Annotated in this window: 11 protein-coding genes; 2 read left to right on the top strand and 9 right to left on the bottom strand. The window is 72.2% G+C overall.

The features are described 5' to 3' along the window. Nucleotides 1-20: 20 nt before the first annotated feature. Genes ACOWU6_RS11735 through ACOWU6_RS11710 form a run of 6 tightly spaced genes read right to left on the bottom strand, consistent with a single transcriptional unit; the run spans nucleotide 21 to nucleotide 6,478 of the window. Entirely contained in the window at nucleotides 21-824 is an 804-nt protein-coding gene (locus ACOWU6_RS11735) for an HpcH/HpaI aldolase family protein (RefSeq protein ID WP_421075783.1), read from the bottom strand. Next, a complete protein-coding gene (gene hpaH, locus ACOWU6_RS11730) occupies nucleotides 809-1,597 on the bottom strand; it encodes a 2-oxo-hept-4-ene-1,7-dioate hydratase (RefSeq protein ID WP_421075782.1) in 789 nt (262 codons plus the stop codon). The genes ACOWU6_RS11735 and hpaH overlap by 16 nt, the downstream gene beginning before the upstream one ends. Next, a complete protein-coding gene (gene hpaD / locus ACOWU6_RS11725; RefSeq protein WP_324011673.1) occupies nucleotides 1,594-2,757 on the bottom strand; it encodes a 3,4-dihydroxyphenylacetate 2,3-dioxygenase in 1,164 nt (387 codons plus the stop codon). Before hpaD ends, hpaH begins: the two co-directional genes overlap by 4 nt. A gap of 34 nt (nucleotides 2,758-2,791) precedes the next feature. Then, nucleotides 2,792-4,303, bottom strand: coding sequence for a 5-carboxymethyl-2-hydroxymuconate semialdehyde dehydrogenase (gene hpaE, locus ACOWU6_RS11720; RefSeq protein ID WP_421075781.1), 1,512 nt, complete (start codon nucleotides 4,301-4,303; stop codon nucleotides 2,792-2,794). Further along, the gene (locus ACOWU6_RS11715) at nucleotides 4,300-5,007 is read right to left on the bottom strand and encodes a GntR family transcriptional regulator (RefSeq protein ID WP_271173991.1); all 708 of its coding nucleotides are present in this window, start codon (nucleotides 5,005-5,007) and stop codon (nucleotides 4,300-4,302) included. The genes hpaE and ACOWU6_RS11715 overlap by 4 nt, the downstream gene beginning before the upstream one ends. A gap of 4 nt (nucleotides 5,008-5,011) precedes the next feature. After that, nucleotides 5,012-6,478: a fumarylacetoacetate hydrolase family protein gene (locus tag ACOWU6_RS11710; protein WP_421075780.1), complete on the bottom strand. Its 1,467-nt coding sequence runs from the start codon at nucleotides 6,476-6,478 to the stop codon at nucleotides 5,012-5,014. 157 nt (nucleotides 6,479-6,635) lie between these two features. Between ACOWU6_RS11710 and ACOWU6_RS11705 the strand changes: the two genes are divergently transcribed. Next, on the top strand, nucleotides 6,636-8,018 hold the full coding sequence (locus tag ACOWU6_RS11705; RefSeq protein ID WP_421075779.1) for an MFS transporter: 1,383 nt from the start codon (nucleotides 6,636-6,638) through the stop codon (nucleotides 8,016-8,018). Between the two features lie 57 nt (nucleotides 8,019-8,075). Here the strand turns inward: ACOWU6_RS11705 and ACOWU6_RS11700 are convergent, their stop codons facing one another. Beyond that, nucleotides 8,076-9,719 (bottom strand): thiamine pyrophosphate-binding protein, encoded by a 1,644-nt coding sequence (locus ACOWU6_RS11700; protein ID WP_421075778.1) that lies wholly within the window; start codon nucleotides 9,717-9,719, stop codon nucleotides 8,076-8,078. A 275-nt stretch (nucleotides 9,720-9,994) separates the two neighbouring features. On the opposite strand from ACOWU6_RS11700, the gene ACOWU6_RS11695 reads away from it, so the two are divergent. Beyond that, entirely contained in the window at nucleotides 9,995-11,881 is a 1,887-nt protein-coding gene (locus tag ACOWU6_RS11695; protein WP_421075777.1) for an FAD-binding monooxygenase, read from the top strand. Between the two features lie 11 nt (nucleotides 11,882-11,892). On the opposite strand, the gene ACOWU6_RS11690 is transcribed toward ACOWU6_RS11695, so the two are convergent. Beyond that, entirely contained in the window at nucleotides 11,893-12,597 is a 705-nt protein-coding gene (locus tag ACOWU6_RS11690; protein WP_421075776.1) for an IclR family transcriptional regulator, read from the bottom strand. A gap of 10 nt (nucleotides 12,598-12,607) precedes the next feature. Further along, nucleotides 12,608-13,261, bottom strand: a complete 654-nt coding sequence (locus ACOWU6_RS11685; protein WP_421075775.1) for a phosphoribosyltransferase — start codon at nucleotides 13,259-13,261, stop codon at nucleotides 12,608-12,610. Between the last annotated feature and the right edge of the window lie 5 nt (nucleotides 13,262-13,266).

Raw genomic sequence — 13,266 nt, 5'->3', positions numbered from 1 at the left:
TGTCCGCGTGATCGCCCCGGTCAGGTCGCGGCGCGCCCGCGCTCCGCGTCCTCTCCGATGAACCCGTCCGCGAGCGCCTCCGATGCGCGTGCGAGCAGCGCGACATCCGCTCCCACGAGCAGGAAGCGCGCGCCGGCCTCGGCGTAGGCGCGCGCAGCCGCGGGGTCGAACGCGTTTACGCCGCACGGCCGACCCACGGCCGCGGCCGCCTCGAAGACGCGCTTCACCGCGGCGACCACGTCGGGGTGCGTCTGCTGCCCGAGCAACCCCATCGACGCCGCGAGGTCGGCCGGGCCGACGAACACGCCGTCGATGCCCGGCGTCGCCGCGATGTCGGCGGCGTTGTCGACGCCCTCCGCGGTCTCGATCTGCACGTACACGGCGACATGCTCGGCCGCGTCGCGGAGGTAGCCGTCGACCCGGTTCCAGCGCGCCGAGCGCGCGAGGGCGCTGCCGACGCCGCGTCGCCCTGCGGGCGGGTACTGAGCGGCCTCGGCGACCGCACGCGCCTCGTCGGCGGTCGAGATCATCGGCACGAGGAGCGTCTGCACGCCGAGGTCGAGCACCTGCTTGATGACGACGGGGTCGGCCGACGGGATGCGCACGCCCGCGGTCACGGGGTACGCCGACACGGCGTGCAGCTGCGCGAGCACCGACTCGAGCCCGTTCGGGGCGTGCTCCATGTCGATGAGCACCCAGTCGAGTCCCGATCCCGCCATGATCTCGGCGGCGACGGGAGAGCCCGAGCACACCCATCCGCCGTACAGCGGCCGCGTCGCCTCCGCGAGCCGGTGCCGAAGGGTCGGATTCAGACGAAGCGGCATGAGATGGCTCCCATCGGGCCGTAATCGGCGAGCACGGAGTCGCCCCTGTCGATCCAGATGGGGCGCGTGAACGAGCCCGCGAGCACGATCTCGCCCGCCTCGAGACGCGCTCCGTGCTGGTGCAGCTTGTTCGCGAGCCACGCGACGCCCGTGCCGGGGTGATTGAGCACTCCGGCGGCGACGCCCGTCTCCTCGATCGTCTCGTTGCGGTAGAGCAGCGCCGACACCCAGCGCAGGTCGACGTCGTCGGGCCGAGTCGGGCTGCCGCCGAGCACGAGGCCGCCGTACGCCGCGTTGTCGCTGATCGTGTCGACGATCGTCCGCCCCTCCAGCTCGACGTGCGAGTTCAGGATCTCGAGTGCGGGCGTGACGTACTCGGTGGCCCGCAACACGTCGAAGAGGGTGCAGTGCGGGCCCTCGAGCGGCGCGCTCAGCACGAACGCGAGCTCGACCTCGATCCGCACGTTCGAGAAGCGGTCGTGCGGGATGCGCGCGCCGCTCTCCCAGACCGTGTCATCGAACATGACCCCGTAGTCCGGCTCGGAGATGCCCGTCGCCTGCTGCATCGCGCGCGACGTGAGCCCGATCTTCCGGCCGACGAGGCGCCGCCCTGCGGCGATCCGGCCGTCGCGCCAGATGCCCTGGATCGCGTACGCGTCGTCGACGGTCGCCTCCGGATGGCGCGCGGTGATGCGCGGGATGAGCGTCCGGTCGCGGTCGGCCGCGGCCAGCTCGTCGGCGATCGCCCGGATCGCCTCGGCCGAGAGGCTCACAGCTGGTGCCCCAGCTTGTACTCGCCCTGCTTCCACTCGGGCATCGCCTCGTCGTCGTCTCGTCGCGTGTACGAGAAGCCGTCGGCGCCGATCGTCACCGCCATCTCGCTCGCGTCGGTGCGGGCGCGCACGGGCTGCGGGTTGCCGTCGAGATCGAGCACGAGCGACGCATCGGTGTACCAGCTCGGCACGACCGGATTGCCCCACCAGTCGCGGCGCTGGTTGTCGTGCACGTCCCACGTGATGACGGGGTTGTCGGGGTCGCCGGTGTAGTAGTCCTGCGTGTACACCTCGACGCGATGGCCATCGGGGTCGCGGAGGTAGAGGTAGAACGCGTTCGAGACGCCGTGTCGCCCCGGTCCGCGCTCGATCGCGTCGGAGCGGCGCAGCGCCCCGAGCTTGTCGCAGATCGCGAGGATGTTGTGCTTCTCGTGCGTCGCGAAGCACACGTGGTGCATGCGCGGGCCGTCGCCGCCGGTCATCGCGGTGTCGTGCACGGTCGGCTTCCGGCGCATCCACGCCGCGTACACCGTGCCCTCCTCGTCCTGGATGTCCTCCGTGACGCGGAATCCGAGGCTCTGCATGTACGACACCGCCCGCGGGACGTCGGGCGTGACCTGGTTGAAGTGGTCCAGGCGCACGAGCTCGCCGGGGACATGCAGGTCGTACCGCCACGACATCCGCTCGACGTGGTCGGCCTGGTGGAAGAACTCGTACGGGAAGCCGAGCGGATCCTCGACGCGGACCGCGTCGCCGATGCCCTTCACGAAGCCCTCGGGTCGGCGCTCGACGCGGCACCCGAGCTCGGTGAAGAAGGCGACGGCGCGGTCGAGGTCCTCGGGTGAGCGCACGCGGTACGAGAACGCCGCGACCGCCGCGACCGGGCCCGTGCGGAGCACGAGGTTGTGGTGGATGAACTCCTCGGTCGAGCGCAGGTAGATCGTCGTGTCGTCCTCCTCGGTCACGTAGAGGCCGAGCACGTCGACGTAGAACGCGCGGGATGCCGCGAGATCGGTCACCACGAGCTCCATGTAGGCGCACCGGAGGATGTCCGGGGGAGCGGCAGCGGGGCGGGGGATCGGGTTCGCCGCGGCGATCGGCGCCTCCTGCGAGACGAAGTAGCCGGAGGAGGTGAGGGTCATGTCCTCGCGTCGGGTCATGTCATGCGTCCTTGCGTGAGCGGATGGCCGGGAGTCAGTTCCTGCCGAAGGTCGGGTTGTGCACCTCGCCGAGGGTGATGTGCACGGCCTGCTGGTCGGTGTAGAAGTCGATGGAGCGGTAGCCGCCCTCGTGGCCGAGCCCCGACGCCTTGACGCCGCCGAACGGCGTGCGCAGGTCGCGCACGTTGTTCGAGTTCAGCCACACCATGCCGGCCTCGACCGCCTGCGCGACGTTGTGGGCGCGCTTGAGGTCGTTCGTCCAGATGTACGCCGCGAGCCCGTACTTCGTGCCGTTCGCGAGCGCGAGCGCCTCCTCATCGGTGTCGAACGGCGTGATCGCGACGACGGGCCCGAAGATCTCCTCCTGGAAGATGCGCGCGTCGCGCGGGACGTCGGCGAACACGGTCGGCGCGACGAAGTTGCCGAACGCGAAGCCGTCGGGCTGCCCGCCGCCGGCGACGAGCCGACCCTCGCTCTTGCCGATCTCGACGTACGACATCACCTTCGCGTAGTGCTCAGGGTGCACGAGCGCGCCCACCTCGGTCGCGGGGTCGTGCGGGTAGCCGACCTTCACGCGCTTCGCCTGGGCCGCATACCGCTCGACGAACTCGTCGTACACGGCGCGCTGGACGAGGATGCGGCTGCCGGCCGTGCAGCGCTCGCCGTTGAGCGAGAAGACGCCGAAGATCGTCGCGTCGATCGCGGCGTCGAGGTCGGCGTCGGCGAATACGATCGCCGGGCTCTTGCCGCCGAGCTCCATCGAGAGCCCCTTGAGGTGCGGGGCCGCGTTCGCGAAGATGATCTGCCCCGTCCGGCTCTCGCCCGTGAAAGAGATGAGCGGCACGTCGGGGTGCTTCACGAGCGCGTCGCCCGCCTCCTCGCCCAGGCCGTTGACGAGGTTGAACACGCCGCGCGGCAGGCCCGCCTCCTCGAAGATGCCCGCCCACAGCGACGCCGAGAGGGGCGTGAACTCCGCCGGCTTCAGCACGACGGTGTTGCCCGTCGCGAGCGCGGGGGCGAGCTTCCAGGATTCGAGCATGAACGGCGTGTTCCAGGGCGTGATGAGCCCCGCGACGCCGATCGGCTTGCGGTTGACGTAGTTGATCTGGCGGCCGGGCACCTTGAAGGTGTCGTCCGCCTGCGCGACGACGAGGTCGGCGAAGAAGCGGAAGTTCTCGGCCGCGCGCCGCGCCTGGCCGAGAGCCTGCGTGATCGGCAGGCCCGAGTCGAAGGACTCCAGCTCCGCGAGCCGCGCATCGCGCGACTCGACGATGTCGGCGATGCGGTGGAGCACGCGGGAGCGCTCGCGCGGCAGCATGCGCGGCCAGGGGCCATCCGCGAACGCGCGGCGCGCAGCCGCGACCGCGCGGTCGACATCCGCCCTCTGCCCGGCGGCCGCCTGCAGGTACACGTCGTTCGAGACGGGCTCGAGAACGTCGAACGTGCCGCCGTCGACGGAGTCGACGAACTCCCCGTCGATGTAGTGCTGGATGCGCTCGGGCAGGTCCGCGGGCACGTGCCGGCGGTCGAGGGCGATGTCGGTCATGTCTCCTCCTCGGTGAGGGGCTTCGTTCGGTCGGTCTGCGTCTCGGCGGCGTGGCGCTGCGCGAGGAAGGCGTTCATGGTCGCCCAGCGGTGCTCCCGCGCCGCGAGCTCGATCTCGAGGGGCTCGGCGCCCGAGCGGATGAGCTCGAGGATGCGGTCGTGCTCGGCGACGGACTCGTGCGCACGGCCGGGGACGAAGGCGAAGCTCGAATCCCGCAGCCCGGCCATCCGCGTCCATCCGCGGTGCACGAGGTCGAGGATGTGCGGGTTGGGGCAGGGCTCGAAGAGCACCGCGTGGAACTCCTGGTTGATCACCGTGAAGCGGTGCGGGTCGAAGTCGTCGAGCAGCCGGCGCAGCCGCTCGTTGATCGCGCTCGCGCGGTCGAGGTCGGCGGCGTCGAGGAGCGGAGCCGAGAGCGAGGTCGCGACGCCCTCGACCACCCCGAGCGTCTGCATGGAGTGGAGGTACTCCGTCTCGTCGACGAGCGTCACGCGGGCTCCCACGTTGCGCTCGAACTCCACGATGCCCTCGGCCTCGAGGCGGCGCACGGCCTCGCGCACGGGGACGACGCTCATGTCGAGCGCGGCGGCGATCGAGCCGAGCACGAGACGGTAGCCGGGGCCGAACTCGTGCCGCTGGATCCGCTCGCGGATCCACTCGTACGCGCGCTGCGACTTGCTGAGGCCGGTGAGGGTGTCGGTCATGCTCTCATCCTCCCGTCCCGCGGGCGGCGTCGAAGCGCGCGCGCCACTCGGCGTTCATGGGGAAGAGGCCCTCGACCGGGTGCCCCGCGGCGACCTGCTCCGCGATCCAGGCGTCCTCGGCCTCCTGCGCGAGCGCCGCGTCGGCCACCTCCTCGGCGAGAGCGGGCGGGATGACGATCACCCCGTCGTCGTCGCCGACCACGATGTCTCCCGGGACGACGGTCGCGCCGCCGCACGCGATCGCGATGTCGGCGTCCCACGGCACGTGGCGTCGGCCGAGGACCGCCGGGTGCGGCCCCTGGCTGAAGACGGGCAGGTCCATCTCCGCGACGGCCGCGTAGTCGCGCACGCCTCCGTCGGTGACGACGCCGGCGGCCCCGCGCGCGAGGGCGCGCAGAGCGAGGATGTCGCCGAGCGTGCCCGAGCCGCGCTCGCCGCGGGCCTCGATCACGATGACCTCTCCCTCGCCGACGGCATCGAAGGCGCGCTTCTGCGCGTTGTAGCCGCCGCCGTGGCTGCGGAAGAGGTCTTCGCGGTGGGGCACGAAGCGCAGCGTCCGCGCGACCCCGACGAGCTTGACGCCCGGGCGGGTCGGCCGCACGCCGTCGATCGACACGCTGTCGAGACCGCGCTTGCGCAGCTGCTGCGAGAGCCCCGCGACGGGAGCCTCGAGGAGCTTGGCGCGCAGCGCGGGGTCGAGGGCGGGAGCAGGGGCGTCGAGCCCGGCGGCGGCGCGCGAGCCCCACGCCTCCTCGCGCTGGCGGTCGTCGACGGAGGGGAGGGATCCCAGCGCGGGATCGAACCGGGCGGAGCCCTCGACGACACGCGACACGAGTCGGCCGCTCGTCGGGGCACCCGGCGCGTCGTGCGCGTCGACCTCGACCTCGACGACATCGCCGGGGAGGGCGACCGACGAGCCCGCGGGGGTGCCGGTCAGGATGACGTCGCCCGGCTCGAGCGTGAGGTGCTGCGCGAGGTCGGCGACGAGCTGCCGGAAGGGGAAGAGGAGGTCGGCGGTCGTGTCGTCCTGCACGAGCTCGCGGTTGCGCCAGGTGCGCACGCGCAGGCGCGCCGGATCGACCGCGCGCGCGTCGATGAGGTCGGGGCCGATCGGCGTGTACCCGTCGCGGCCCTTGTTCCGCAGGTTCGAGCCCCTGTCGTTCGCGCGGAGATCGTAGAGCCCCCAGTCGTTGGCGGCCGTGACCCACGCGACGTGGTCCCACGCGTCGTCGATGCCGATCCCGCGCGCGGCCGTGCCGATCACGAGTGCGATCTCGCCCTCGAACGCGAGCAGCTCGGTCCCGGCGGGCCGTTCGACGGTCGCGCCGCTCTCGGCGAGCGAGCTCGACGGCTTGAGGAAGTACGAGGGTGCGGCAGGGCGCCGCCCGCGCTGGTCGGCGCGCGAGGGGTAGCTCAGGTGCACCGCGATGATCTTCCCGGGTCGGGGGAGGCGGCGGTCTTCGAGGCCCACGGGAGCTCCTTCGCTCGTCGAACGGATGTCGTGTACGAGATCATATACGATCCGATGCTCCGCGCAAGGGTGTTGTCGGAACGTATTCGAAATCGTATATTGTCCAGATCGACGGCGCGCAGACGCGCCATCCGACCTCGTCACATTGGAGTGCCAGATGTCCGCGCATCACCCGAACGGCGGGCCGCTCACGCCCACCGGCACCATCGCCTCGTCGGCCGACCGCCGCCGCGTCGCCATCGCGACCGTCGTCGGCACGACCGTCGAGTGGTACGACTACTTCATCTACGCCTCGGCCGCCGGCCTCGTGTTCGCGCAGCTCTACTTCGAGCCGGCGGGCCCGGGGCTCGGCACGATCCTGTCGTTCCTCACGGTCGGCATCAGCTTCCTCTTCCGCCCGCTCGGCGCGTTCCTCGCTGGCCACTTCGGCGACCGCTTCGGCCGCCGCATCGTCCTCGTCGTGACGCTCATCCTCATGGGAGCCGCGACTGTCCTCATCGGGCTCCTGCCGACCTACGCGCAGATCGGCGCGGCCGCGCCGATCCTCCTCATCGTCCTGCGCATCCTGCAGGGCGTCTCGGCGGGCGGCGAGTGGGGCGGCGCCGTGCTCATGGCCGTCGAGCACGCGCCGCGCGACCGGCGCGGCCTCTACGGCGCGATGCCGCAGATCGGCGTCCCGATCGGCCTCCTCCTCGCGAGCGCCATGCTCGCGATCATGAACGCCGTGTTCCCCGGCGACGCCTTCCTCGAATGGGGCTGGCGCATCCCGTTCCTCTTCTCGATCGTCCTCATCGTCGTGGGCTACTGGGTGCGCCGCCGCGTCGAGGAGAGCCCGGTCTTCACCGAGATCGCCGAGCGCAAGGAGCGCACGAGCGCGCCCGTCGTGAGGCTCTTCGCGCGCTTCGCGCCGCTCGTGGTGCTCGCGGCGCTCGTCTTCGCGGGCAACAACGCGGTGGGCTACATGACGACCGGCGGCTACGTGCAGAACTACGCGACGAACCCCGACGGGCCCGTCGGACTCGATCGCGGCGCGGTGCTGTGGGCGGTCACAGCCTCGTCGGTGACGTGGCTCGTCTCCACGTTCATCGCCGGCTGGCTGAGCGACGTGCTCGGTCGGCGCACGACGTACATCATCGGCTGGGTCGCGCAGGGCGCCGCGCTCTTCGCGCTCTTCCCGCTCGTGAACACCGGCAGCGCCCCTCTCCTCGCGCTCGGCCTGATCCTCCTGACGATCGGGCTGGGGTTCACCTACGGCCCGCAGTCGGCGTGGTACAGCGAGATGTTCCCCGCCTCCGTCCGCTTCTCGGGCGTCTCCATCTCCTACGCGATCGGCGCCATCCTCGGCGGGGCGTTCGCCCCGACGATCGCGCAGTGGCTGCAGCAGACGACGGGCTCGTCGACCTCGGTCACGTGGTACCTCGTCGGCATGACGGCCGTCGGCCTCGTCGCGACGCTGCTCCTGCGCGATCGCAAGGGCATCAACCTGCGCCCGACCGCGGAGGCCGAGCAGTCGGAGGGCATCTACGCCTGGGAGCGCTGACCCGCGCACGGAAGGAGGCCGCCCGGTGATCCGGGCGGCCTCCTCGGCGCCGACGCCTCAGCTGTTCACGCGGATGACCTCGCGCTGATACGGGGCGATGACCGACCGGCTCACGCGGAGGTCGAGCAGGAGGAATGGCCGCTCCTCGACGGGGCGCGCGGTCCAGCGCGCGAGGTGCTCGAGGTCGGCGAGGTCGCGCACCACCACCCCCTCGGCTCCCACCGCCGCGCCGAGCGCGGCGAAGTCGACGTCGGGGATGAGCATGGGCTCCTCGGCGAGGCCCTTGAGCCCGTAGAGGTTCACCTCGGCGCCATACGCCCCGTCGTTCCAGACGACGCACATGCCCCGGCCGCCCGCGGTCCGGACGGCGGTCTCGAGATCCGCGAGCGCCATGAGGCCGCCCCCGTCGCCGGTCGTGAGCACGACCGTCGCCGACGGCGCGGCCTGCACAGCGCCCGCGACGCTCGGGAACCCCAGACCGATCGACTGGTACGCGGTGCCGACCATGATCATCCGCTCGGGCGATGCGACCGGCCAGTACATGTTGGCCCACGCGATGAAGTGCCCGCCGTCGCTCACGACGATGCGGTCCTCGGGCAGGAGCTCGCCGATGCGCGCCGCGGCGCTGCGCGGGTCGAGCCGCCCATCGGCTGCCGTGCGCTCGCCCGGGTCCTGCGCGCGCAGGGGAGCGAGGTCGACGCTCTCGCGCCACCCCGAGGGCGTGGCCCCGTCGAGCGCGCGCACGAGGTGCTCGGCGATCACGCGCACGTCGCCCTGCAGGAACTCGCCGACGCGCGGATGGGTCGCCGTCGGCGCGACGTCGACCTGCGCGACGCGGGTTCCGGGCGAGAAGAGCTCGCCGAAGCGCATCGTGAACGGGCTGAGGGACGCGCCGAGAACGACGGCGACGTCGGCCTCGCGGATGAGCTCCATCGCCCCGGGGGCGCCGAAGCCTCCCGTCACGCCGAGATCGTGGCGCGGATCGGGGAAGACCCCGCGGCCGAGCGCCGTCGATGCCGTGATCGCCCCCGTCGCGTCGGCGAGTGCGCCCAGCGCGGCCCGCGCGCCGGCCAGGTGCGCACCGCGCCCTGCGAGCAGGAGCGGCCGCTCGGCCGCGGCGAGCGCCTCGGCGACGCGCGCGATCGCGGCGCGGGTGGCCGGCGACGGCTCCTGCGGCTGCGGCAGATGCAGCGGCGGCGTGGGCGGCACCTCGCCGGCCTCGAGGGTCGGCACGTCGTAGGGGATCGCGAGCACGACGGGGACGCGGTACGACAGCGCGTGCTCGATCGCGATCACGGTGCTCGCGGCGGCGTCCAGGCGTCCCGCGGTATACGTGCGGACGCCGACGGCCGAGGCGAGCGCGATCTGGTCGACGTCCCACGGGCGGGGTCCGGATGTCGGCTCGTCCCCGACGATGAGGACGAGCGGCACGCGCGCCTGCGCTGCCTCGGCGAGCGCGGTGAGGGTGTTCGTGAAGCCCGCTCCGTACGTCGTCGTCGCGGCGGCGATCCGTCCGGAGGCGCGATAGTGCGCGTCAGCCGCGACCACGGCGCCCGCCTCGTGGCGGACGGCGGTGAACGACGCGGACGTGTGCCGCAGGATGGCGTCCAGGAAGTGGGCGTTGCCGTTGCCCATGAGGCCGAACACCTGGTCGATGTGGCGGGCGAGGGCGACGGCGACGTGCTGGGAGACATGGGGCATGGCAGGGCCTTTCGAGACGAGGACGGGCGACGGTGCTCCGTATGTGTCTCGCTCGCGCCGCCGCGCGGCTTCGTGCCCCTTTTTCGAGCACCGGGCGCTCCCGCGGCCCGGACGCGACCATCCTATCGAATCGACGGGCAGATCGTATACGTTCTCTTGCCTCGACGGCGGATCCGGAGTACGCTCGGCTCATTCGATAAGAGAACGATGTGTTCGATTATCGAACTCGCGGCGCAGCAGCCTGCATCACCCACATCGACGTGAGGAGATCTCCCATGCAGTTCCACCACCATGGCTACGTCTCCGGCGATCCGCGCGTGCAGCCGGCCGCGGGTGTCGGCCTGGAGCGCCCGGAGGAGCTCCCCGACGTCGTCGACGTCCTCATCGTCGGCACCGGGCCCGCGGGCATCACCCTCGCGGCGCAGCTGTCGCAGTTCCCCGGGATCACGACGCGCATCATCGAGCGCCGCGGCGGACGGCTCGAGGTCGGCCAGGCCGACGGCATCCAGGCGCGCAGCGTCGAGACGTTCCAGGCGTTCGGCTTCGCGAACCGCATCATCGAGGAGGCCTACCGCATCACCGAGATGGCCTTCTGGAAGCCGGATGCCGCGCATCCCGAGAACATCGTGCGCACCGCGGTCGCGCCCGACGACCCGACCGGCATCAGCGAGTTCCCGCACCTCATCGTGAACCAGGCGCGCGTGCAGGACTACTTCCTCGAGGTCATGGCGCACTCGCCCACGAGGAACCGGCCGGACTACGGGTGGGAGTTCGTCGGGCTCGAGATCGGCGAGGGCGACCATCCGGTGTCGGTGACGCTGCGGCGCACCGTCGGCCCGGACCAGGGTGCCGAGCGCGTCGTCCGCGCGAAGTACGTCGTCGGCGGCGATGGGGCGCACAGCCGCGTGCGCGAGGCGATCGGCGCGACGCACCAGGGCGCGAAGGCGTTCCACGCGTGGGGCGTCATGGACGTGCTCGCCGACACCGACTTCCCCGACATCCGCCGCAAGTGCGCCATCCAGTCGCACGACGGCGGCAGCATCCTGCACATCCCCCGCGAGGGGAACCACCTCTTCCGCATGTACGTCGATCTCGGCGAGGTCCCGCCCGACGACGACGGCCGGGTGCGGCTGACGACGCAGGAGGAGGTCGAGGCCCGCGCCAACCAGATCCTCCACCCGTACACGCTCACCGTGCGGCACGTCGCATGGCGCAGCGTGTACGAGGTCGGCCACCGCGTCACCGATCGCTTCGACGACGTCGTCGAGCCGGGCTCGCGCACGCCGCGCGTCTTCATCATGGGCGATGCGTGCCATACGCACAGTGCCAAGGCGGGGCAGGGGATGAACGTGTCGATCCAGGACGGCTTCAACCTCGGGTGGAAGCTGGGCCACGTGCTCGAGGGCCGCGCGCCCGAGACCCTGCTCGCGACGTACTCCGCCGAGCGGCAGGTCGTCGCGCAGAACCTCATCGACTTCGACCGGAAGTGGTCGTCGCTCATGGCCGCGAAACCCGACGAGCTGGACGACCCCACCGAGCTCGAGCGCTTCTACGTGCAGACGGCCGAGTTCCCCGCGGGGTTCATGACCGAGTACGCGCCGTCCATGATCGTGGGGGAGGGCGTGCATCAGGCGCTCGCCGCCGGGTTCCCGATCGGCAAGCGCTTCCGATCGCACCCCGTGGTGCGGGTGTGCGACGGCAATCCCGTGCACCTGGGGCACCACGCGCGCGCGGACGGCCGTTGGCGCATCTACGTCTTCGCGGGGGCGGATGGCCTCGCGCGCGGGTCGGAGACGGTCGAGTTCGCCGAGTGGCTCGCGACCTCGTCGGCGTCGCCGCTCACCGCGACGCCCGCCGGCGCCGACCGCGATGCGTGGTTCGACGTGAAGGTCGTCTACCAGGAGGCGCATCTCGACGTCGATCCGGGACGCGTTCCCGACGTGTTCCGGCCTCGGACGGGGCCGTTCCAGGTCGTCGACCACGAGAAGGTGTACGCGGCCGATCCGGGCGACGACATCTTCGACGCGCGCGGCGTCGATCGCTCGGGAGCCGTCGTCGTGGTGCGGCCCGATCAGTACGTCGCGCACGTCCTCCCGCTCGCGGCGCGCGACGAGCTCGCCGCGTTCTTCGCCGGCTGCGCGGCGACCGCCGTCGGCGCCTGATCCGCTCCCGGTCAGGCCCCGTAGCGGCGCACCACGTTCGCGGCAGCGGACTGCAGGCGCGCGGCGATGGCCGACGCATCGCGCGGCAGCGACACGTGGATGACCGCGATCGCGGCGGGCGGCTGACCCGGCACGGTCAGCGGGACCGCGACCGAGTGCAGCGACGAGACGACCTCGTCGTGGCTGACGGCGTAGCCTCGCGCGCGGCTCTCCGCGATCTCCGTGCGCAGCCGGTCGTCGACGTCGGCGGGCCAGGACTCCTCGGGGATGGACAGGAGGATCGCCTTGCCGGGGCCGCCCCGCGTGATGGGATGGCGGTGGCCGGGGCGGTAGGAGACGACGGCGATCGTCTGCCGCGGCGATGCGCTCAGCAGTGTCACGGCCTCGTCGCGGTCGAGCTGGATCGCGAGGAGGCAGGTCATCCCGAGCTCGTCGGCGACCGCCTCGAGATCGGGGAGCGCGGCCTGGCGGAGATCGCGCGAGACGCCGGCCGCCAGGGCGGCGAGGCCCGCGGCGAGCGCGACCCTGCCCGATTCGTCGCGGGAGACGAGTCCGTGGTCCTCGAGCGTGCGCAGCAGACGGTAGGCGACCGAGCGGTGCACGTCGAGGCGCGCCGCGAGCTCGTCGATCGTCGGATCGCGCTCGGAGGCGGCGATCAGCTCGAGCAGCCGGATGCCGCGGCTCAGCGTCTGCGATCCAGGTGCGGGTGCCGCCATGGGTTCGAGACTAGGACATGTCCCGCAGGGCGCGTGCGAGGAGCTCGCGCACCTCGTCGTCGCTCGTCTGATCGAAGCGGTCGTACGCGGCGCCGACGGCCCACAGGCCCTCGGCCGCCCACGCGCACACCACCTCGTCGGCCTCGTGTGCGATGTCGTCGGCCGTCGTCCCGAGCGCGACGGGGACGGCGACGATGACGCGGGCGGGGGAGCCCGCGCGCACGGCCGCGACGGCGGCGCGCATGGTGGCGCCCGTCGCCAGGCCGTCGTCGACGAGCACGACCACGCGGCCGTCGATCCGCACGGGCGGGCGGCCGTCTCGGTACGCCCGCTGTCGGCGCCGCAGCTCGACCTCCTCATCGGCCCGCACGCCCGCCATCGCAAAGGGGTCGGCGATGGCCGGGTTCTCCACGGCGGCGAGGTCGTCGCGCCCGACCGCGGCGATCGCGCCCATGGCGACCTCGGGCTGTGCCGGATGGCCGAGCTTGCGCGCCACGAGCACGTCGAGCTCGGCCCCGAGCGCACGCGCGACCTCTGCCGCGACCGGCACGCCGCCGCGCGGGAGCCCCAGGACGAGGAGATCCGGCGTGCCGCGGAGATCCGCGAGCAGGTCGGCGAGCGCGCGGCCCGCCTCCGCGCGATCGGCGAAGCGGTCGGTCCGCATCCTGT

Source organism: Microbacterium sp. SA156, from assembly GCF_049065455.1.
Classification (GTDB): Bacteria; Actinomycetota; Actinomycetes; order Actinomycetales; family Microbacteriaceae; genus Microbacterium; species Microbacterium barkeri.
The sequence above is the reverse complement of the archived record's forward strand: the minus strand, read 5'-3'. Positions and strand labels throughout refer to the sequence as shown.

Coding starts and splice junctions, on each gene's coding strand:
- ACOWU6_RS11735 (WP_421075783.1), bottom strand. CDS start 824: ATGCCGCTTCGTCTGAATCCGACCCTTCGGCACCGGCTCGCGGAGGCG.
- hpaD (WP_324011673.1), bottom strand. CDS start 2,757: ATGACCCGACGCGAGGACATGACCCTCACCTCCTCCGGCTACTTCGTC.
- hpaE (WP_421075781.1), bottom strand. CDS start 4,303: ATGACCGACATCGCCCTCGACCGCCGGCACGTGCCCGCGGACCTGCCC.
- ACOWU6_RS11715 (WP_271173991.1), bottom strand. CDS start 5,007: ATGACCGACACCCTCACCGGCCTCAGCAAGTCGCAGCGCGCGTACGAG.
- ACOWU6_RS11705 (WP_421075779.1), top strand. CDS start 6,636: ATGTCCGCGCATCACCCGAACGGCGGGCCGCTCACGCCCACCGGCACC.
- ACOWU6_RS11700 (WP_421075778.1), bottom strand. CDS start 9,719: ATGCCCCATGTCTCCCAGCACGTCGCCGTCGCCCTCGCCCGCCACATC.
- ACOWU6_RS11695 (WP_421075777.1), top strand. CDS start 9,995: ATGCAGTTCCACCACCATGGCTACGTCTCCGGCGATCCGCGCGTGCAG.
- ACOWU6_RS11690 (WP_421075776.1), bottom strand. CDS start 12,597: ATGGCGGCACCCGCACCTGGATCGCAGACGCTGAGCCGCGGCATCCGG.
- ACOWU6_RS11685 (WP_421075775.1), bottom strand. CDS start 13,261: ATGCGGACCGACCGCTTCGCCGATCGCGCGGAGGCGGGCCGCGCGCTC.